Annotated in this window: 22 protein-coding genes and 1 riboswitch; of the genes, 14 read left to right on the top strand and 8 right to left on the bottom strand. The window is 59.2% G+C overall.

Going from position 1 to position 18,929, the window contains the following annotated elements; translation table 11 throughout:
- The first annotated feature begins 23 nt into the window (after positions 1 to 23).
- From ACZ25R_RS13025 to ACZ25R_RS12980, 10 genes are all read left to right on the top strand, one after another.
- Positions 24 to 356 carry an FtsB family cell division protein gene (locus ACZ25R_RS13025; protein ID WP_223615003.1) on the top strand — a complete coding sequence of 111 codons (333 nt, stop codon included), beginning with the start codon at positions 24 to 26 and terminating at the stop codon, positions 354 to 356.
- Positions 357 to 484: 128 nt separating this feature from the next.
- The gene (gene pdhA / locus ACZ25R_RS13020) at positions 485 to 1,516 is read left to right on the top strand and encodes a pyruvate dehydrogenase (acetyl-transferring) E1 component subunit alpha (RefSeq protein ID WP_346305418.1); all 1,032 of its coding nucleotides are present in this window, start codon (positions 485 to 487) and stop codon (positions 1,514 to 1,516) included.
- Positions 1,517 to 1,529: 13 nt separating this feature from the next.
- Positions 1,530 to 2,918, top strand: coding sequence for a pyruvate dehydrogenase complex E1 component subunit beta (locus ACZ25R_RS13015; RefSeq protein ID WP_472461204.1), 1,389 nt, complete (start codon positions 1,530 to 1,532; stop codon positions 2,916 to 2,918).
- 16 nt (positions 2,919 to 2,934) lie between these two features.
- Complete coding sequence (locus ACZ25R_RS13010; protein WP_472461203.1) at positions 2,935 to 4,266, top strand: pyruvate dehydrogenase complex dihydrolipoamide acetyltransferase; 1,332 nt, start codon at positions 2,935 to 2,937, stop codon at positions 4,264 to 4,266.
- 8 nt (positions 4,267 to 4,274) lie between these two features.
- A complete protein-coding gene (locus ACZ25R_RS13005) occupies positions 4,275 to 4,913 on the top strand; it encodes an SGNH/GDSL hydrolase family protein (RefSeq protein ID WP_472461202.1) in 639 nt (212 codons plus the stop codon).
- 23 nt (positions 4,914 to 4,936) lie between these two features.
- Positions 4,937 to 6,382: a dihydrolipoyl dehydrogenase gene (gene lpdA, locus ACZ25R_RS13000; RefSeq protein ID WP_223614998.1), complete on the top strand. Its 1,446-nt coding sequence runs from the start codon at positions 4,937 to 4,939 to the stop codon at positions 6,380 to 6,382.
- Between the two features lie 22 nt (positions 6,383 to 6,404).
- Positions 6,405 to 6,668 carry a hypothetical protein gene (locus tag ACZ25R_RS12995; protein WP_403174018.1) on the top strand — a complete coding sequence of 88 codons (264 nt, stop codon included), beginning with the start codon at positions 6,405 to 6,407 and terminating at the stop codon, positions 6,666 to 6,668.
- 15 nt (positions 6,669 to 6,683) lie between these two features.
- The gene (locus tag ACZ25R_RS12990; RefSeq protein ID WP_223614997.1) at positions 6,684 to 6,962 is read left to right on the top strand and encodes a GlsB/YeaQ/YmgE family stress response membrane protein; all 279 of its coding nucleotides are present in this window, start codon (positions 6,684 to 6,686) and stop codon (positions 6,960 to 6,962) included.
- A gap of 14 nt (positions 6,963 to 6,976) precedes the next feature.
- Entirely contained in the window at positions 6,977 to 7,942 is a 966-nt protein-coding gene (gene lipA, locus ACZ25R_RS12985; protein ID WP_130269307.1) for a lipoyl synthase, read from the top strand.
- A 4-nt stretch (positions 7,943 to 7,946) separates the two neighbouring features.
- Positions 7,947 to 8,405 (top strand): type II toxin-antitoxin system RatA family toxin, encoded by a 459-nt coding sequence (locus ACZ25R_RS12980; protein WP_472461201.1) that lies wholly within the window; start codon positions 7,947 to 7,949, stop codon positions 8,403 to 8,405.
- A 77-nt stretch (positions 8,406 to 8,482) separates the two neighbouring features.
- On the opposite strand, the gene ACZ25R_RS12975 is transcribed toward ACZ25R_RS12980, so the two are convergent.
- Complete coding sequence (locus ACZ25R_RS12975; RefSeq protein WP_472461200.1) at positions 8,483 to 9,112, bottom strand: DUF1062 domain-containing protein; 630 nt, start codon at positions 9,110 to 9,112, stop codon at positions 8,483 to 8,485.
- A 355-nt stretch (positions 9,113 to 9,467) separates the two neighbouring features.
- Positions 9,468 to 10,196: a class I SAM-dependent methyltransferase gene (locus ACZ25R_RS12970; protein ID WP_472461199.1), complete on the bottom strand. Its 729-nt coding sequence runs from the start codon at positions 10,194 to 10,196 to the stop codon at positions 9,468 to 9,470.
- A gap of 299 nt (positions 10,197 to 10,495) precedes the next feature.
- Here ACZ25R_RS12970 and ACZ25R_RS12965 point away from each other — a divergent pair, with 299 nt between their 5' ends.
- A complete protein-coding gene (locus tag ACZ25R_RS12965; RefSeq protein WP_472461198.1) occupies positions 10,496 to 10,924 on the top strand; it encodes a GNAT family N-acetyltransferase in 429 nt (142 codons plus the stop codon).
- Positions 10,925 to 10,926: 2 nt separating this feature from the next.
- On the opposite strand, the gene ACZ25R_RS12960 is transcribed toward ACZ25R_RS12965, so the two are convergent.
- Complete coding sequence (locus ACZ25R_RS12960) at positions 10,927 to 11,418, bottom strand: CinA family protein (RefSeq protein WP_464660268.1); 492 nt, start codon at positions 11,416 to 11,418, stop codon at positions 10,927 to 10,929.
- Positions 11,415 to 12,608, bottom strand: coding sequence for a bifunctional 2-C-methyl-D-erythritol 4-phosphate cytidylyltransferase/2-C-methyl-D-erythritol 2,4-cyclodiphosphate synthase (locus ACZ25R_RS12955; RefSeq protein ID WP_472462487.1), 1,194 nt, complete (start codon positions 12,606 to 12,608; stop codon positions 11,415 to 11,417). Before ACZ25R_RS12955 ends, ACZ25R_RS12960 begins: the two co-directional genes overlap by 4 nt.
- A 192-nt stretch (positions 12,609 to 12,800) precedes the next feature.
- Here ACZ25R_RS12955 and dusB point away from each other — a divergent pair, with 192 nt between their 5' ends.
- The 3 genes from dusB to ntrC are packed head-to-tail and all read left to right on the top strand — an operon-like array spanning position 12,801 to position 16,422.
- Positions 12,801 to 13,799: a tRNA dihydrouridine synthase DusB gene (gene dusB, locus ACZ25R_RS12950; protein WP_472461197.1), complete on the top strand. Its 999-nt coding sequence runs from the start codon at positions 12,801 to 12,803 to the stop codon at positions 13,797 to 13,799.
- Complete coding sequence (locus ACZ25R_RS12945; protein WP_223614991.1) at positions 13,796 to 14,953, top strand: two-component system sensor histidine kinase NtrB; 1,158 nt, start codon at positions 13,796 to 13,798, stop codon at positions 14,951 to 14,953. Before dusB ends, ACZ25R_RS12945 begins: the two co-directional genes overlap by 4 nt.
- 2 nt (positions 14,954 to 14,955) lie before the next feature.
- On the top strand, positions 14,956 to 16,422 hold the full coding sequence (ntrC, locus tag ACZ25R_RS12940; protein ID WP_472461196.1) for a nitrogen regulation protein NR(I): 1,467 nt from the start codon (positions 14,956 to 14,958) through the stop codon (positions 16,420 to 16,422).
- Positions 16,423 to 16,522: 100 nt separating this feature from the next.
- Here ntrC and ACZ25R_RS12935 read toward each other — a convergent pair whose 3' ends face one another.
- The 4 genes from ACZ25R_RS12935 to ACZ25R_RS12920 form a co-directional block, all read right to left on the bottom strand.
- The gene (locus tag ACZ25R_RS12935) at positions 16,523 to 16,873 is read right to left on the bottom strand and encodes a DMT family protein (protein ID WP_463012938.1); all 351 of its coding nucleotides are present in this window, start codon (positions 16,871 to 16,873) and stop codon (positions 16,523 to 16,525) included.
- Positions 16,874 to 17,038: 165 nt separating this feature from the next.
- Complete coding sequence (locus tag ACZ25R_RS12930; protein WP_472461195.1) at positions 17,039 to 17,614, bottom strand: hypothetical protein; 576 nt, start codon at positions 17,612 to 17,614, stop codon at positions 17,039 to 17,041.
- 138 nt (positions 17,615 to 17,752) lie between these two features.
- Complete coding sequence (locus tag ACZ25R_RS12925; protein ID WP_472461194.1) at positions 17,753 to 18,493, bottom strand: CbtA family protein; 741 nt, start codon at positions 18,491 to 18,493, stop codon at positions 17,753 to 17,755.
- A gap of 12 nt (positions 18,494 to 18,505) precedes the next feature.
- On the bottom strand, positions 18,506 to 18,715 hold the full coding sequence (locus ACZ25R_RS12920) for a CbtB domain-containing protein (protein ID WP_130269314.1): 210 nt from the start codon (positions 18,713 to 18,715) through the stop codon (positions 18,506 to 18,508).
- Positions 18,716 to 18,747: 32 nt separating this feature from the next.
- Positions 18,748 to 18,898, bottom strand: a riboswitch (cobalamin riboswitch).
- Positions 18,899 to 18,929: the final 31 nt, after the last annotated feature.

Raw genomic sequence — 18,929 nt, 5'->3', positions numbered from 1 at the left:
CGCATCCCTTCGGGTCATTTGCCATGTGGACAAAACAGAGACGGAAAACCAATCGCGGACGGCTTGTCGTGCCGATCCTTGCCTCGATGTTTTTCGCCTATTTCGGTTTCCATGCCTATCACGGCGAGTACGGTCTCTATTCCACCATCAAGCTGCAGGATCAAACCCGGTTGCTGCGCGCCCAGTACGACGCGGTCAAGGCGTCGCGCACGGAGCTTGAACGGGAAGTACAACTTATGCATGATGGAACAATCGAGCGGGACATGTTAGATGAACAGGCCCGCAAGGCGTTGAATGTATCGCGGCCGGACGAAGTCACAATTATGCGTGGCTCGGGTGATTTAACTATTAACTGAATTCCGGTTAATTCACTTTTTATCGTGCATTTTGAACGTCTTATTTGCATAGCTCTTATTCAATTCTGCATATTGTAAGTTCTGCTCCTGCTGCTATTGTCGTCCGACAAAATAACAGGGAGTGAGATATGGCTACGAGGGCGAAAAAAAGCCCTGCGCGTTCTGCGCAGACCTCTGCTGTCAAAGCACCAAAACCAATCGAGTACACAAAGGAGCAGGAGCTCCACGCCTACGGCGAAATGCTGCTGATCCGGCGCTTTGAAGAAAAGGCCGGCCAGCTCTACGGTATGGGTTTCATTGGCGGTTTCTGCCATCTCTATATCGGTCAGGAAGCTGTTGTGACCGGCATGCAGGCGACGCTGGTTGAAGGCGATCAGGTCATCACCGGTTATCGCGACCACGGCCACATGCTGGCCTGCGGCATGAGCGCCCGGGGCGTCATGGCCGAACTGACCGGACGCCGCGGCGGCCTTTCCAAGGGCAAGGGCGGCTCCATGCACATGTTCTCGAAAGAGAAGCACTTTTACGGCGGTCACGGCATCGTCGGTGCGCAGGTCTCCCTCGGTACGGGCCTCGCCTTTGCCAATCGCTACCGCGACAACGGCAATGTCTCCCTGGCTTATTTCGGTGACGGTGCGGCCAACCAGGGCCAGGTCTACGAAAGCTTCAACATGGCGGCGCTCTGGAAGCTGCCGGTCATCTACATCATTGAAAACAACCGTTACGCCATGGGTACGGCGGTTTCCCGCGCTTCGGCCGAAACCGATTTCTCCCGTCGCGGCATTTCCTTCAACATTCCCGGTATTCAGGTCGACGGCATGGATGTCCGCGCCGTTCAGGCTGCTGGCGAAGAAGCCACCGCATGGGCGCGCTCCGGCAAGGGCCCGATGATCCTGGAAATGCAGACATACCGGTATCGCGGTCACTCCATGTCGGATCCGGCCAAGTACCGTTCCAAGGACGAAGTGCAGAAGATGCGCTCCGAACACGATCCCATCGAGCAGGTGAAGAGCCGGTTGATCGACAAGGGCTGGTCCACCGAGGACGACCTGAAGAAGATCGACAAGGACGTTCGCGACATCGTTGCCGACGCAGCGGATTTCGCCCAGTCCGATCCGGAGCCGGATGCATCCGAGCTCTATACCGATATTCTGCTCTAAGGGAGGCGCAACCATGCCTGTAGATATTCTGATGCCAGCGCTCTCGCCGACCATGGAAGAGGGCAAACTGTCGAAATGGCTGAAAAAGGAAGGTGACAAGGTCACATCCGGCGACGTTCTCGCGGAAATCGAAACCGACAAGGCGACGATGGAAGTGGAAGCGGTTGATGAAGGCACCATCGGCAAGATTCTCATTGCCGAAGGCACCGACAACGTGAAGGTCAACACCGTCATCGCCGTTCTCCTGGGCGACGGTGAAAGCGCCGATAGCGCGCCAAAGGCTGCAGCCGTTGAAGCGCCTGCCAAGGCGCAAGAAGCCCCGCAGCAGGAAGCGGAGGCTGCAAAGCCCGCCGCGACCGTTCCGGCCGCGCCGAAGACTGAAGTTGCCGCCGATCCGGATATTCCGGCAGGCACCGAGATGGTCTCGACCACCGTGCGCGAAGCTCTGCGCGACGCCATGGCGGAAGAAATGCGCCGTGATCCCAACGTCTTCGTCATGGGTGAAGAAGTCGCCGAATATCAGGGCGCCTACAAGATCACCCAGGGTCTGCTCGACGAATTCGGCCCGCGCCGCGTTGTCGATACGCCGATCACCGAACACGGCTTTGCCGGCGTGGGTGTTGGCGCGGCCATGACCGGCCTGCGTCCGATCGTTGAATTCATGACCTTCAACTTCGCCATGCAGGCGATTGACCAGATCATCAATTCGGCGGCCAAGACGCTCTATATGTCCGGCGGCCAGATGGGGGCACCGATGGTGTTCCGTGGTCCATCCGGCGCGGCTGCCCGCGTCGCGGCCCAGCACTCCCAGTGCTATGCCGCTTGGTACAGCCATATTCCGGGCCTCAAGGTCGTCATGCCCTACACGGCTGCCGATGCGAAGGGTCTGCTCAAGGCTGCGATCCGCGATCCGAACCCGGTCATCTTCCTCGAAAACGAAATCCTCTACGGTCACTCCTTCGATGTGCCGAAGCTCGATGATTTCGTCCTGCCGATCGGCAAGGCCCGTATCCACAAGAAGGGCACGGACGTCACGCTCGTCTCCTTCGGCATCGGCATGAACTACACGGTCAAGGCTGCGGAAGAGCTGTCCAAGCTCGGCATCGATGCTGAGATCATCGATCTGCGCACCATCCGCCCGATGGACATTCCGACGGTTGTCGAATCGGTCAAGAAGACCGGTCGCTGCGTCACCATCGAGGAAGGCTATCCGCAGTCTTCGGTCGGTACGGAAATCGCTACCCGCGTCATGCAGCAGGCTTTCGATTATCTCGATGCGCCGATCCTGACGATTGCCGGCAAGGACGTCCCGATGCCTTACGCGGCCAATCTGGAAAAGCTGGCATTGCCGAACGTTCAAGAAATCGTCGAGGCCGTCAAAGCTGTGACATACACAGCGTAAAGGGGAGGAAATCGATATGCCGATCAATATCACCATGCCGGCTCTTTCTCCCACGATGGAAGAGGGCAATCTTGCCAAATGGCTTGTCAAGGAAGGCGATAAGGTTGGTCCCGGCGATGTGATTGCCGAGATCGAAACCGACAAGGCAACGATGGAAGTCGAAGCGGTCGATGAGGGCACGGTCGCCAAGATCGTGGTTCCCGCCGGTACGGAAGGCGTCAAGGTCAACGCGCTGATCGCCATTCTGGCGGCGGACGGCGAAGATGTTGGTGCTGCTGCCAAGGGCGGCGACGCAGCTCCTGCGAAAGCAGAAGCCGCACCTGCGCCCGCCAAGGCCGAAGCATCCAAGGAAGCGGCGCCAGCGCCGGCTGCACCAGCCGCCGCTGTTGCAGCTCCGGCAAAGTCCGGCGACCGGACATTCTCGTCGCCGCTGGCCCGCCGCATCGCCAAGGACGCCGGTATCGATCTTTCCGCTGTAACGGGCTCCGGCCCGCATGGCCGCGTCATCAAGAAAGACGTCGAGGCAGCAATCTCCAGCGGCGGTGCCAAGGCACCTGCCGCAGCTGCAGCGGCCACGCCGGCAGCGGCTCCCAAGCCCATGTCGGACGATACGGTGCTGAAACTGTTCGAGGAAGGCTCCTACGAGCTCGTGCCGCATGACGGCATGCGCAAGACGATTGCCAAGCGTCTGCTGGAAGCCAAATCGACGGTTCCGCATTTCTATCTGACGGTCGATTGCGAACTCGACGCATTGCTGGCTCTGCGTGCCCAGATCAATGCGGCATCGCCGATGCGCAAGACGGAAAAGGGCGATGTTCCCGCCTACAAGCTGTCCGTCAACGACATGATCATCAAGGCGATGGCTCTGGCCCTGCGCGATGTTCCGGACGCCAATGTGTCCTGGACCGAAGCCAACATGGTCAAGCACAAGCATTCCGACGTGGGCGTTGCCGTGTCGATCCCCGGCGGCCTGATCACGCCGATCATCCGCAAGGCCGAGGAAAAGACCTTGTCCACCATCTCCAACGAGATGAAGGACCTGGCCAAGCGCGCGCGCGACCGCAAACTGAAGCCCGAGGAATACCAGGGCGGCACGACTGCGGTTTCCAACCTCGGCATGTTCGGCGTCAAGGACTTCGCCGCCATCATCAACCCGCCGCATGCTACCATTCTGGCAATCGGTGCGGGTGAAGAGCGGGCCGTCGTCAAGAAGGGTGAGATCAAGGTTGCCACGGTCATGTCCGTGACGCTTTCGACCGATCACCGCGCCGTCGATGGAGCCTTGGGTGCCGAGCTTGCTCAGGCCTTCAAGCGCCACATCGAAAACCCGATGGGCATGCTGGTCTGAGGCCGACGATGAAAACGGTGCTCTGCTATGGCGATTCACTGACCTGGGGGTACATTCCCGACGGGTCAGGACGCCATGCGCTGGGCGATCGCTGGCCACAGATTTTGCAGGCAGAGCTTGGCGGCAGCGTGAATGTTGTCGCGGATGGTCTGAACGGGCGGACAACCGCCTTCGACGACCATCTCTCGGGGTTTGAACGCAATGCTGCCAAGACGCTGACCACGGCGCTTGGCACGCATTTTCCGCTCGACCTCGTGATTGTCATGCTCGGCACCAACGACATGAAGAGCTTTATCTGCGGCAATGCGCAGGGCGCCAAGCGCGGCATGCAGCGGCTGATCGAGATCATCCGTACAGCACCCTACCAGCTTGATGCGAAAGCGCCTGACATCCTGATCATGTCACCGCCGCCGCTCGGCGAGACGGACGGTCCGGAATTCCGGCTGGTGTTCGAGCAGGGCATCGCACAGTCGCGCCTGCTCGCCGCCTTTTATGAAGATGCCGCCCGGCAGGCCGATTGCGCGTTTTTCGATGCGGGATCGGTGGCGAAGACATCGCCGGTCGATGGCGTGCATCTGGATGCAGACAACACACGGGCAATCGGCAAGGCCATTGCACCAATCGTTCGAGGCATACTCGATATTTAGTTCAGTCTTAGGAGGACCGAGACTTGGCCAATAATTACGACGTGATCATCATTGGTTCCGGCCCGGGCGGCTATATCGCCGCTATCCGTTCCGCGCAGCTGGGATTGAAGACGGCCATCGTGGAACGCGAGCATCTCGCCGGTATCTGCTCCAACTGGGGCTGCATACCGACAAAGGCGCTGCTGCGCTCGGCGGAAATCTTTCATTACGCCGAACACGCGAAGAATTACGGCCTGAAGATCGAAGGCAGCGTGACTGCCGATCTCAAGGCCATCGTTGCACGCTCGCGCGGCATTGCCGAGCGGATGAATGGCGGCGTCGGCTTCCTGATGAAGAAGAACAAGGTTGATGTCATCTGGGGCGAGGCCAAGCTGACCAAGCCCGGCGAGATCGTCGTGTCCAAGACCACCAAGAAGCCGGTCGAGCCGCAGGCGCCGCTGCCCAAGAATACCCTGGGCGAGGGCACTTATACGGCCAAACATATCATCATCGCCACCGGTGCCCGTCCGCGCGCGCTTCCGGGTATCGAGCCGGATGGCAAGCTGATCTGGACCTATTTCGAGGCGATGAAGCCGGAAGAAATGCCGAAATCGCTGCTCGTCATGGGCTCCGGCGCCATCGGCATCGAATTCGCATCGTTCTACCGCACGATGGGCGTCGATGTGACCGTCGTCGAAGTCATGCCGCAGGTCATGCCTGTCGAAGACACCGAGATTGCCAACTTTGCCCGCAAGCAGTTCGAAAAGCAGGGCATGAAGATCATTCTCGACGCCAAGGTGACCAAGGTCGAGAAGTCAGCCAATTCCATCACCGCCCATGTGGAAAAGAAGGACGGCAAGGTCGAAAAAATCACCGCGGACCGCATGGTCTCGGCTGTCGGCGTGCAGGGCAATATCGAAAACATCGGCCTTGAGGCACTTGGTATCAAGACCGATCGCGGCTGCATCGTCATTGACGGCTATGGCAAGACCAACGTTCCCGGCATCTATGCCATCGGCGACGTCGCCGGGCCGCCCATGCTGGCGCACAAGGCCGAGCACGAGGCTGTCATCTGCGTCGAGAAGATCGCCGGACTGCCGAACGTGCATCCGATGGACAAGGCCAAGATCCCGGGCTGCACCTATTGCAACCCGCAGGTCGCTTCCGTTGGTTTGACCGAAGCCAAGGCGAAAGCGGAAGGCTATGACGTCCGCGTCGGCCGTTTCCCGTTCGTCGCCAACGGCAAGGCGATTGCTCTGGGTGAAGATCAGGGCATGGTCAAGACCGTCTTCGACAAGAAGACCGGCCAGCTCCTCGGCGCCCATCTCGTCGGTGCTGAGGTGACGGAACTGATCCAGGGTTTTGTGGTTGCGATGAACCTCGAAACGACCGAAGAAGAACTGATGCACACGATCTTCCCGCATCCGACCCTGTCGGAAACGATGAAGGAAAGCGTGCTGGATGCCTATGGACGTGCACTGAACGCCTGATAACGAAAGGAATTCCGGTCCGTTGGTCACCATCAAGGACAGCAAACCCTGGATTCGCCTGTCATGGGCAATCCTCAAATGGTCCACCCTGATCGGCTTTGGGCTGGGGTTTGCTGCGTCTGCCTTGAGTCTGGTTTCCGGCAACACCATATCCATCAATGGCACGGCCATCGGCGGCTGGACCGGTGTGTGGGTAGTGACTTTTGCCTGCGGGTTGGGTGGTTTTCTTTTCGGTGCTATATGGGCTCTGGTGTTTCGTGCCATTGCGATTGCATCAGGACGATAGGGCGAGCGAGGGAAGATGGATCAGCCAGTCGGTATCATGAGCATGCCCGGTGTCGGTTTCTTCGGGATGCTGGTCATCGGCTTCATCGCCGGATATATCGCGGAAAAGGCGATGAGCCGCAATCATGGCTTGTTCACCAATATTCTTGTTGGTATTGCCGGATCGTTCGTCGGTGGCACGCTGGCCGGATTGTTGAATTTCAACTTTTACGGCTTTTTTGGAAATCTGATTGTTGCGACGGCGGGCGCGATTATCATTCTGTGGATTTTTGGCAAAGCCAGATCCTCGAATTAAACTAGGAAGTCCTGATGGTAACGGTTCTCGATACGATCGATCAAAAGCGGCGCCTGCGGCATCCGGAAAAGGCGCATCGTCCGGATACGGAAATTCTGAAGAAGCCGGACTGGATTCGCGTCAAGGCGCCGGTCTCCAAGGGGTATGCCGAGACGCGCGAGATCGTGCGCTCGCACAGCCTCGTGACCGTGTGCGAAGAGGCCGGTTGCCCGAATATCGGCGAGTGCTGGGACAAGAAGCACGCCACCTTCATGATCATGGGCGAGATCTGCACCCGTGCCTGCGCGTTCTGCAACGTCGCAACGGGATTGCCGACGGCGCTTGATCCGAACGAGCCGGAAAATGTCGGCAAGGCCGTCAAGAAGATGGGCCTGACCCATGTGGTCATCACCTCGGTTGACCGCGACGATCTTCCCGATGGCGGTGCCCAGCATTTTGCCGACGTCATCAACGCGATCCGCGCGATTTCTCCCGGCACAACGGTTGAAATCCTCACGCCGGATTTCCTGCGCAAGGACGGTGCGCTTGAGATCGTCGTTGCCGCGCGCCCCGACGTGTTCAACCACAATCTGGAAACAGTGCCTTCCAACTACCTCAAGGTGCGTCCGGGTGCCCGTTACTTCCATTCCATCCGCCTGCTGCAGCGGGTGAAGGAACTCGATCCGACCATCTTCACCAAATCCGGCATCATGGTCGGCCTCGGCGAAGAGCGCAACGAAGTGCTGCAGCTGATGGACGACCTGCGTTCGGCCAATGTCGACTTCATGACCATCGGCCAGTACCTGCAGCCAACGCGCAAGCATCATCCGGTTCTCAACTATGTCACGCCAGACGAATTCAAGTCCTATGCGACCATCGCCAAGACCAAGGGCTTCCTGGTGGTTGCATCGAGCCCGCTCACACGCTCGTCGCACCATGCGGGTGATGATTTCGCCAAGCTGAAGGCTGCACGCGAGGCGCTGCACGCCAACAGAAGCTGACTGAATGCCGAAATTCGATACGACACGCCCCGTGGTGCATCGGGCCGAGCAGATGTTCGATCTGGTGGCGGATGTGGAAAGCTATCCGCAGTTCCTGCCGATGTGCGAAAGCCTGAAGGTGCGCTCACGCAAGGAGCGGGACGGCAAGACGCTGCTCATCGCCGATATGACCGTGGGCTACAAGCTGATCCGCGAGACGTTTACCAGCCAAGTCCTGCTCAAGCCGGACGAGAAGGTGATCGAGACCAAATATGTCGACGGTCCGTTTCGCTATCTCGACAACAAATGGCAGTTCGTGCCCTCCGCAAACCCGGAACATTCCGAGGTCAAATTCTACATCGACTATGAATTCAAAAGCCGCACGCTCGGTTTTTTGATGGGATCGATGTTCGATATTGCCTTCCGGAAATTCACCGAGGCCTTTGAAAAACGCGCCGACCAGATTTACGGACGCGATTTATAACGTAAAACCATCTTTTGATTTGCCGGATAAATAAAGCACCCCACAGCGCAGGAATCGCCGCCGTAGGGTGTTCTGTTTCAGCCGTTTACCTGTCTGCTTGCCGCATCGATAATCCTGCCGCGCTCTGGTTCGTCGGAAATATCCAGGAGAACGACCAGACCGTCTCCAATGCTTTTTCGCAGAATGTTGCGGCCTGATGGCACCGTGGACAGCAGACCGTCGCTTTCGAGTGTCTGTATCCGGCTGCGGGATAAAGCCAGTTCCGAAGCCAGAAGCCGGTCGAGGCGCACGGTTGTTGTCAGTGGCAGTATGAGTTCAATCGACAGATGGGTTACATCCGGCGCGTGGGATAGAACCTGCTTCCTGACCGTAACATCCGAGAACTCCGTGACCTCCATTACCTTCAACCCCACTGGATTGAATGCCAGACGGTCGAGCCATTCCGGATCGTTGGTCTGAAGCGCTGTAAGGGTTTGCAGGTCGATATCCCGGACATGCCTGCGCTCGAAAATCGTGCGGTTCCACGTGTTGTCGCAGACCGTGCATTTGTAGATGAGCCAGGCATCGAGTTTGCGGCCATTGGCGTTGAGCCGGGCCTTGCCGCTGGATTGGAAGGGCCGCACGCAGCGGCAATGGCTGCAGGCGATGCGAGGCTGGGGAGCCGTTCGTGGAACAATGGTCCATTGGACGCAGAGAGTATTGGACATGCCGTCTTGATCTTCCTTTTGGAAGTTCAGCAAGAAGGCTGTCAGACAGTCATGGACTGAGCGCGGTGTGGCGTGTTCGGGGATGGGAAGAGTTTTGGGCCGATGCGTCTGCGCAAAGCACACGCTTGAATTGCCAACCGGCCTCTAACTCTGCCACCCGCTGAACATGTATCAGCACTGCCGGAACGCAACGCGCGTTGTCAGCAGCACAGGGTAATACAGGCGAGACCGGTCTTTACGATGGCAAAATGAGACTCCAGGCGGGTCAAAAACTCTTCCGCGCTGAGCCGTATCAAAATCCGGGCGCCATTGGAAGCCCCCGGATTTCTCCCGATCAAACGGCGTCTTGCGGCTTTTAGCGCTGTGCGGCAACCAGCAGAAACATCGGCCGCTCCAGTTCCTCGGCAAGCTCGGGCTGCGCGATGATCTGTTCTTTCGTCGGCTTCCATTCTTCCACGTGGGAGATGGTGAAACCCGCTGACATCAGCAGATTGAGGATGGTGCCGATTGTCCGGTGCTGTTTGATGACGCCTTTGGCCAGCCAGTCGGTCACACGCGGTCCCTCGACCAGATAGCCGTCGACGGGCCAGGATTTGCGGCCTTCCGCATCGATGAACCAGCCGGGACGGGATGGTGCCATAAAGATGGGATGTTCCATCGAGAAGATGAATGTCGCGCCGGGAACGAGTGCCTTGTGAACGGTCCGGAACAGCCCGGCCAGATTGTCGATGTAATGCAGGGTGAGTGAGCTATAGGCGAGATCATACGCTGCCTCGGGCAAGTCAAGCACCTCCAGATCGGCTCTGTCATAACGAATGGCCGCATCTGTCGACATTGATCGTGCCCGCGCCAGCATATTTTCCGAAACATCGAGGCCCAGCACCTCTGCGGCACCGTTCTCGCGCGCCCAGCGGGCAAACCAGCCAAAACCGCAACCAAGATCCACGGCGCGCAGGCCGTGAAGGTCTGGCATCAGCGCCTGCAAGGCAGGCCACTCCGCGGCACTGGCAAGACCGCCCACCGAGCGGCCCAACTGGCTGTAGCCTTCGAAGAAGGCCGGCGTATCGTAAATATTCTGTGTCATCGTGTTCTCCGTCTTGATGCCGATGGACGGCGCGCACCATAAAAAAGCCCCGTCCGTTGCCGGCGGGGTTTGCTGGTGACGCGTTGCGCTTTTCGATCAGCGTGCACGAAGTCCCTGCATCCCGCCTGTTGGGATGCCGGCAACCCGCGCAACAATCAAAACGTCATTCTCGATCATGGAACCGATATCCCATGCTGGCGGTGATGATGTCAAGAATGGCAAGTTTCCGCGCATCGGATGATTGATCGCAGCGGGACGATTCAGCTAGAACTGCGGCGCAACCAGCTTGGGAGAGAATGATGAGCGGCGTTGAGCCCGATTACACCCTTCACGGGGAAGCACCATCCGTTGACGACTATTGCCGGTTGCGGGTGATTTCCGGTTTGAGCCCGAAGAGCCGCGAGGCAGCTCTCATCGGTCTTCCCAACACGGTCTGCGGCGTGACGGTGACACTGGACGGTAAGGCAGTCGGCATGGGCCGCATCGTCGGGGATCGCGGCTGTTTCTATCAGGTGGTGGACATTGCGGTTGACCCCGCCCATCAGGCGCGCGGGCTTGGCAAGAAGATCATGACTGCGCTGATGGACTATGTGGCGGCGGAAGCGCCTGATGGCGCCTATGTCAGCCTCATCGCCGATGGCCCGGCCAAACATCTCTACGCAAAATTCGGCTTCGAGCCGGTGACGCCGGATTCCATCGGCATGGCGTTCCGGGTGTCGCGCTCCTGAGGTCAGGCGAGCGTCTTCAACACCAGATCGAGCGCCGTTTCGACGGCGTTTTGCCGGATGCTCGCGCGCCCCTGGTCGGGAAAAACATGCCGCACAGCCTGCGGTGCCTGTCCCTTGAGGGCGACACCGAACCAGACGAGACCAACCGGCTTGGCCGCCGATCCGCCGCCCGGACCTGCAACACCCGTCACCGCCACGGCAATGCCGGCGCGCGAGTGTTGCAATGCGCCCGCGGCCATGGCCAGCGCCACTTCCTCCGATACGGCGCCATGGGCAGCGATCACTTCCATCGGAATGCCGAGCATCGCGTGCTTGGCTTCGTTGGAATAGGTGATGAAGCCGCGATCCACCACGTCGGATGAACCGCCGATGTCGGTGAGGGAGGCCACAATCAGCCCGCCGGTGCAGGATTCGGCTGTTGCCAGCAAAATGCCTCTGGCGCGGCAGGCTTCCAGAACCGCGATGGCCTTTGTCTCTGCGATCAGTCCGCTCATTCCGGTAATCCTCCCGGATAGATCACCGATGCCGTAGCGATGGCGGCAATGCCTTCCTTGCGGCCGATAAAGCCCATCTTTTCATTGGTCGTCGCCTTGACCGACACGCGATCGGGCGTAATCCCGAGCATTTTCGACAGGGCGGCGGTCATGGCCTCGCGGTGCGGGCCGACTTTCGGTTCCTCGCAGATCAGGGTGATATCGGCGTTGGCGATGCGCCCGCCCGCCGCCTTGACGATTTTCACGGCATGCTCGACGAAAATATGCGAGGCGGCACCCTTCCATTGCGGGTCGGACGGCGGGAAATGCGTGCCGATATCGCCCGCGCCGCGCGTGGCCAGCAAAGCATCGGTCAGTGCATGCAAGGCGACATCCGCGTCGGAGTGGCCATTGAGCTTGCGGTCATGTTCGATGAAGACGCCGGCGAGCGTGACGCCATTGCCGGGCTCGAAAGAATGCACGTCATAGCCGTTGCCCGTGCGCACATCCGGGAAGGCGGCATGCCTTTGCGACAGACGGTCATCAGCCATATCGATATCCTTTGCCCAGGTGAGTTTGGTATTGTCAGCCGATCCCTCGACAATCCGCACCGGCAGGCCCTGCCACTCGGCAATGGCGGAATCGTCGGTGAAATCGGAACGGCCGATGGCGAATGCCGCATCATGCGCCGCCATGATCGGCCCATAGGGGAAGGCCTGCGGCGTCTGTGCCGCATAAAGCCCGGCGCGCGGCACCGTGGCGCTGACCATGGCATCATGGCCCGCTGCTTTCAGCGTATCGGAGACGGCAAGCACCGGCAGGACACCGATATGCGGCGTCAGGTTGAAAATAACCCGCTCGAGCAGGTCGGCGGAGATGAACGGCCGCACGCCGTCATGGATGAGCACGTGGTCCGGCGCCTGGTCCTTCAGGGCGAGCAAGCCAAGCCGGGTTGATTCCTGCCGCGTCGGCCCGCCGGTTACGCATGTGACCCGTGCCGCATAGTCTCCTGCCGCCAGGGCGAAGAGGGATTCGTCTTCCTTGTGGATGACAACGACGACATCGTCGATGAACGGGCAGCCGAGAAAGGCCCGCAGCGTATGCGCCAGAACCGCTTCACCGCCGATCTTGCGGTATTGCTTCGGTCCTTCAACGCTTTGGCCCGCGCGTTCCCCGCGACCAGCCGCCACAATGACGGCTGCCACCCGCATCTGCTTGTCGTTTGTACCTGCCGCCACACTTCTCTCCGTAACTCCAGACTGCGTTACCTCTTGCCGAGGCGAAAGACCAGAGGTTTAAACGAAATCTCGTCCATTCGAGGTGCTCTTTGCCTTGCCTAGTCCGGTGTTCCTGTCTAAAGGATAGGCGATTGGAAAATTGCATACGAAACAGGCAATAGTGACGTGATCGATCTGAATCAACCACTCGAGATAGGCGGCGTGCAGCTGCGTAACCGGGTGTTCCTTGCGCCGATGTCCGGTGTGTCCGACCTGCCGTTCCGCCAGCTGGCGTGGAAGGCCGGCGCAGGCATGGTCGTGTCCGAAATGGTTGCCAGCGCCGAGCTGTGCACGCGCGAGCGCGGCAACCTGCTGCGGCTGCGCGGAGACGGTCTCGGCACCCATGTGGTGCAGATCGCCGGACGCGAAACGAAGTGGATGGCGGAAGCCGCGCGCATCGCCGAAGGCGAGGGCGCGCATATCATCGATATCAATATGGGCTGCCCCGCCAAGAAGGTGACCGGCGGTTTTTCCGGTTCTGCCCTGATGCGCGATCTGGACCATGCCCTGACGCTGATCGAGGCGACCATTGGTGCGGTGAAAGTTCCCGTGACATTGAAAATGCGCCTGGGCTGGGATGACGACACCATCAATGCGCCGGAACTTGCCGCCCGTGCCGAACAGGCAGGTGTGCAGATGGTGACGGTGCATGGGCGCACGCGCTGCCAGTTCTATGAGGGCAAGGCGGACTGGCATGCCATCCGTGCCGTCAAGGCGGCCGTTTCCATCCCGCTTGTTGCCAATGGCGATGTGTTGAACCGCGACGATGCCAATGGCATTCTCGAGGCGTCGGGAGCCGATGCGGTCATGGTCGGACGTGGCTCCTATGGGCAGCCCTGGCTGCCCGGGACGATCGTTCATGGCGTGCAGAACGGTCAAGACACAGGCCTGATCGCCGATTATGCGGTCGCCCATTACGAAGCGATGCTGGCCCATTACGGCGAGCCGACCGGCATTCGCCATGCGCGCAAGCATCTCGGCTGGTATCTGGAAAAGCACGGTGTCGATATCAGCGCGGCTGAACGCGCCGCGATCATGACCGAAACCAATCCGCGTCTGGTTGCCGGGCGCCTGCATGCCGCACTCGCGCGGCCGGACGAACATGACATGAAGAAGGTTGCATGATGACATCGGCAGACAATGTTGCGATGGACGACAAACTGGCCGGGATCGTTCTCAATGCGATCCGCCATCCGGTGATCATGCTCGATGAAAGCGGGCATATTTCCTATGCCAATTCCGATGCGGAAGCGTTTTTCCGCTCCAGCGCCAGCATATTGAGCCGTAACACGCTGGAAATGCTGCTGCCATTCGGCAGCCCGTTGCTGGCTCTGGTCAAGCAGGTGCGGGAAAGCCCGTCGCCCGTCAATGAATATCGCGTCGATGTTTCGTCGCCGCGCCTCGGACAGGATCGCATTGTCGATCTCTACGTCACGCCGGTCAGTGAAGCGCCGGGATCGATCGTCATCCTGTTCAAGGAACGGTCAATGGCGGAAAAGCTCGACCGGCAGATGACCCATCGCGGCGCCGCCCGCTCGGTGACCGGTCTTGCATCCATGCTGGCGCACGAAATCAAGAACCCGCTGTCGGGTATTCGCGGCGCGGCGCAGCTGCTGGAAACCGGTCTCAACGATGATGACCGCGCCCTGACGCGGCTGATCACCGACGAGACCGACCGGATCGTCTCGCTTGTCGACCGCATGGAAGTGTTTTCCGACGAGCGCCCGATCGAGCGGGAGGCGGTGAACATCCACGTCGTGCTGGATCACGTCAAAGCCATCGCCAAGAACGGCTTTGCCAGCCACATCAAGTTCCATGAGGATTATGACCCGTCGCTGCCCTATGTTTTTGCCAATCGTGATCAGCTGGTACAGGTGTTCCTGAATCTGGTGAAGAATGCGGCGGAATCCATCGGCACGAGCGAGCCGGGCGAGATCACGCTGTCGACCGCCTTCCGCCCCGGTATCCGCCTGTCGATTCCGGGCATCCGCAATCGGGTATCCCTGCCACTCGAATTCTGCGTGCAGGATACCGGTTCAGGCGTTTCACCGGATATCATGCCACATCTCTTTGATCCGTTCATCACGACAAAGCCGAACGGCTCGGGTCTCGGCCTGGCGCTCGTTGCGAAAATCGTTGGCGATCATGGCGGTGTCATCGAATGCGATTCCGTACCGCGCAAGACGACATTCCGCATTCTGATGCCCGCATGGCAGAGCGATCCGTCGGACGACGACCATGCGGATGAAATGATTATATCGAAAAAGGCAGGATTCTGATCATGAGCTTGGGCAGCATTCTCGTTGCGGATGACGACGCAGCAATCAGAACAGTCCTCAATCAGGCGCTGTCACGTGCCGGTTACGATGTGCGCATCACATCCAATGCAGCCACCCTGTGGCGCTGGATTTCCGCCGGTGACGGCGATCTTGTCATCACCGATGTGGTGATGCCCGATGAAAATGCTTTCGACCTTCTGCCACGCATCAAGAAATCGCGCCCCGATCTGCCGGTTATCGTCATGAGCGCGCAGAACACATTCATGACAGCAATCCGCGCTTCGGAGGCAGGGGCCTATGAATATCTGCCAAAGCCATTCGATCTGACCGAGCTTGTCAGCATTGTCGGCCGTGCCTTGGCGGAACCGAAGAAAAAGCCGGAAAAATGGGCCAATGAAGAACAGCCGGATACCATGCCTCTGGTGGGCCGCTCGCCCGCCATGCAGGATATCTACCGCGTTCTTGCCCGCATGATGCAGACCGACCTGACCGTGATGATTTCAGGTGAATCCGGCACGGGCAAGGAGTTGGTGGCGCGGGCGCTGCATGAGTATGGCCGTCGCCGCAAGGGGCCGTTCGTCGCCATCAACATGGCTGCCATTCCGCGCGACCTGATCGAATCCGAACTGTTCGGCCATGAACGGGGTGCTTTCACCGGTGCGCAGAACCGGTCGAGCGGCCGGTTCGAACAGGCGGATGGCGGCACGCTGTTCCTCGATGAAATCGGCGATATGCCGATGGAAGCCCAGACACGCCTGCTGCGCGTACTCCAGCAGGGCGAATATATGACGGTGGGCGGACGCACGCCGATCAAGACCGATGTGCGCATCGTGGCCGCGACAAACAAGGATCTGCGGACGCTGATCAATCAGGGCATGTTCCGCGAGGATCTCTATTACCGCCTGAATGTCGTGCCGCTGCGTCTGCCGCCGCTGCGCGAGCGCGGCGAGGATATTCCCGACCTTGTCCGGCATTTCTTCAAGATGGCGGCAAAGGACGGCCTGCCGGAAAAACGCATCACCGCCGATGGTCTCGACTTGATGCGCCGCTATCCCTGGGCCGGCAATGTGCGCGAACTGGAAAATCTGGTGCGCCGTCTCGCCGCGCTTTATCCGCAGGAAGAAATCAATGCAGATGTGATCGAGGCGGAACTCAAGGCCGACCTGCGGCCGGCGGAGCCATCCTCGACGTCGATGTCCAACGAGGACATCACCATCGCCCAGGCGGTGGAACTCAGCATGCAGCGCTACTTCCTGTCCTATGGCGATGATCTGCCGCCGGTCGGGCTTTACCAGCGCGTGCTGGAGGAAGTGGAATACCCGCTCATCCTCTCATGCCTGACCGCTACCCATGGCAACCAGATCAAGGCCGCGGAACTGCTTGGGCTCAACCGCAACACGCTGCGCAAGAAAATCCGCGAACTGGGTGTCAACATCTACAAGAACACCAAGAACGATCTGGGCCGGTGATTCCGTTGGTGCGAGGGCATTTCCCGCCGTCGCCCATACAATTATCCGACTAAATATCCTTCCCGTGTGCGCCATCGAGCATGTGCACGGCCATTTTCTCCTAGAGCGGACCCTTGAACACGAAGAATGCGCCGCCGCAGATCATCGCGAAGCCGACGAGGTGGTTGATCGTAATTTTTTCGCCGAGATACATCACTGAAAACCCGGCAAAGACCAGAAGCGTGATCACTTCCTGAATGGTCTTCAGCTGGGCGGCCGAATAGATCTCGTGACCGTAGCGGTTCGCGGGTACCGCAAGGCAATATTCGGCAAAGGCAATCATCCAGCTGATGAAGATGACCAGAAAGAGCGGCCGGTCCGCGAATTTGAGATGGCCATACCAGGCAAATGTCATGAAAACATTTGAGCCAAGCAACAGGAGGATGGGGCGGATATAATCAAAGGAGGGCATGAAGTGTCCTTGGCTCTCAGCGTCTTTGGGCAGGGAATGCAGTAACGTTCAAACGGTCAAAACGATCCGGACAGCAGGCTTACGTCAAGTCGCGCGCAGCGGAAAGGGCGATCTGGAGTTTGGCGGCAAGACATGCGCGGTGTGACCTAAAGGCCATAGCCTTGATCAGGCGTTGACGGGCTGTCGTGGCGGGCGTGTCAGATGGATGACGGCAAAAATCGCCGAAGCAAGCAGCATCGCGAATCCCAGGAAGGAAAACAGGCTGGTCAGGTGTCCAGGCACATCGCTCCAGCGCGGCCTGATGATATCAGCCGTGTTGTAGGGATCGCCGCTATACTGGCACATGACGAAAGAGCCGCCATTGCGCACAAGTGTGGCATCGAGATCGGATACCAGGGCACTGACGGCGTCCCGGTGTTCAGGCATGTCACGCATATACACAAGCACAGCCTTCGTCGCAGCAAGATAGGCGTGCGAACAGGCATTGAACGGGCTTTGCTCATCCGCGATGCTGCCGGGGACAATGCCCCAGAGACAATAGCTGTATTGGATATTGGTGTAGTTCAGCAGCCGCCGGAATTTCTCATCGGTGCGGGTCATGCGGGCCGCCAGATCGAGGATCGGCTTGCGGTAGTCGGCGATAACCGCCATTTCACCATGGGACAGGCTTGGAATGGAAATGCCCGATGTATCGGTACCGGCGCTGCTGCGGTGCGCCCAGCCGCTTTCGGTTTGCAGCATGAACAAGCATGAGAGCAGAGCCAGAAGCCAGCCTCCCGGGCATCCCATGGGGATATCGAAGCGTTGCGGTCTCATGACAGTCCCATCGGCAGCGGAAGCCTGAACGCCCGCGGGCGTTCAGGAATGGCGCGACTGCGCTCAGCGTGCCGCATGCAGGCGATAGCGCGGACGCTGTCCGGCCAGAACCCGTTGAGCCAAAGCGCCGAAGAGCAGACCAAGCGTTGTCCAGACGATCACATGGATGCCCAGCGATGCGACGCGGAAGTTCCAGAGAACGGTCGGTGAGAACTGTTCGGGAACTTCATTGATGGCGGGAAGCGCGTATTGCACCAGCGCAATGAACACGACATAGGCGGCACCGGCCATCAATGTCGCGTTCCATGCGCCGTGCTGGGCATAAAGGCGCTTTGCCAGACCCACAGCCGCCGCAAGGGCACCGAGCGAAACCACCAGCATGACGAAGAACAGTTCCGTTCTGGCCCCGATGGTATCCGGGCTGCCAACCGCAGGCGGATTCATCGGGTACTTGATGCAGGGAACGAGAACAATTGCCACAAAACCTGCGAGCGCCAGCAGGGCCGCCGTACTGCGCGGGCTGAGGGAACTGACCCGGCCATGCACAAAGGCAAAGACCAGGGAGAACAATCCGCCAAGCGCGGCACTGTAGACGACAAGGCCGGTAAACAGGCCGATGCCGGCCTGTGTCGCCCGCGTGACAAGCTCCGGTTCAGCCGCTGCGCCGGCCGCCTGGCTCATCTTTTCCTCGAAGGCAATGGCATGATCAACCTGCGGTTCACCGAACACCCGGGCAAACCCGAACGCCAATAACCCTGCGATGACCCCTGCGATCATGCCGCGGATCAAAAGATCTCTTGTCATTGTTTTGTTTCCTCAGTGGCAGGGAAAACCGAGGAGATGGCGGCCGTCATGAACGAATTCGTGCACATACATGCCCGAGAAGAGCGACATCGCACCTTCTTCCGCACCAATGAAATAGATTGCGAGCAGCATGATCAGCCCGCCGAAAATGGCCCAGGGCAAGACTTCGCCAAGAGGAATGGGCGTGACGCCTGCTGACGGCGTAAGAGCGATATCGGACATGAATTTTCTCCCAGAATGACGCGTTCACTAACGGAATAAATGATGTTGCGGCCAGGGTCTGGCTTTCAATCAGTGAAAAAGGACTGATTAATTACAGTGGCGCGACCGCTCCGGAATTTCACCGGCTTCCAAACTCGCAACAGCACGGTTATATCTGTGCGCGCCGCAGACTGTCAATGAACGGTCTGCAGGCTGTTTCCGGTTTTTTCCTGAG

It is taken from the genome of Phyllobacterium sp. RCAM01083, assembly GCF_055685835.1.
This window is presented reverse-complemented; position numbering and strand designations above follow the sequence as displayed.